Origin of the sequence: Mesorhizobium sp. M0598, assembly GCF_040320865.1 — a bacterium.
In the GTDB taxonomy this organism is placed as follows: Bacteria; Pseudomonadota; Alphaproteobacteria; order Rhizobiales; family Rhizobiaceae; genus Mesorhizobium.
The window spans coordinates 1-1,214 of the sequence record NZ_JAMYQL010000103.1; the positions used below are offsets into that span (position 1 = coordinate 1).

Genomic DNA, 1,214 nt, shown 5'->3' on the forward strand with positions numbered 1-1,214 from the left:
GTGCTGTGGGCCTTCACCTATCTGCGCACCGTCGAGCCGGCCGGCTTCAATCTCGACCGCTCGTTCCAGATCCTGTTCATCATCATCATCGGCGGGCTGGCCTCGATACGCGGCGCCTTTCTGGGAGCGGCGTTCATCGTCATCTTTCCGCTCATCCTGTCGCGGCTTGGCGCCTTCCTGTTTGGCGGACTGTTCGATTCGGGTGTTCTCGACATGAGTCAGCGCATCGTGCTCGGCGCGCTCATCATCATCTTCCTCATCGCGGAACCGAACGGGCTGTCGGCCCTCTTCGACCGCCTGAAACGACGGATCGGCTCAAGGTCCAGCTGAGCGCCGCTCGACATCCTCTCACGGACCACAACCTCAGGAGACGCAATCCATGACCTTCTTCAGTCACCTACGAAAAGCGGCGATCGCCACGGCCTTCGTGCTCGGCGCGACGGCGGTCCACGCCGACGAACAGTATTTTCCTCTTCAGAGCTACCGCGTCGGCCCTTACGCCGCCGGCGGCACCGGCTTTTTCGGCGGCTTCATCGACTATCTCAACCTGATCAACATCCGCGACGGCGGCGTCAACGGCGTCAAGCTGACCTGGAGCGAGGGCGAGACGCAGTATGAGGTCGAGAAGGGCGTCGAGGTCTATGAACGATTGAAGAGCAATCCCGGCATCGCCGCCTGGAACCCGCTTTCGGTCGGCATCGCCTATGCCATGATCGACCGCATCACCGATGACAAGGTGCCGCTGATCACCATCAACCACGGCCGCACCGACACGACGGACGGGCGCGTGTTCCCTTACGTCTTCCCGCTGCTGCTCAATCCCTACAGCGAGACCTCCGGCATCGTGAACTACATCGCCTCCAAGGAAGGCGGCCTGGACAAGCTCAAAGGCAAGAAGATCGTGGTGCTCTATCACGGCTCGCCCTACGGCAAGGAGACGATCCCGATCTATGAATTGCTTTCGCAGAAATACGGCTTCGAGCTGTCGCAGATCGAGGTTCCGCATCCCGGCAACGAACAGCAGGCGCAGTGGCTGACGATCCGTCGCGAGCATCCCGACTATGTGGTGCTGCGTGGCTGGGGCGTGATGAACCCGGTCGCCCTGAAGACGGCGCAGAAGACCGGCTTCCCGGCCGATCACATCGTCGGCAATGTCTGGTCGAATTCGGAAGAGGATGTGATCCCCGCGGGCGATGCCGCCAAGGGCTATACGG

1 protein-coding gene and 1 pseudogene are annotated in these 1,214 nt (G+C 61.5%); both read left to right on the top strand.

Going from position 1 to position 1,214, the window contains the following annotated elements:
- Positions 1–330: pseudogene (locus NKI59_RS34900) on the top strand (branched-chain amino acid ABC transporter permease); the annotation flags it as partial.
- Positions 331–379: 49 nt separating this feature from the next.
- A partial coding sequence (locus tag NKI59_RS34905; protein ID WP_352709062.1) for an ABC transporter substrate-binding protein occupies positions 380–1,214 on the top strand: 835 nt, incomplete at its 3' end.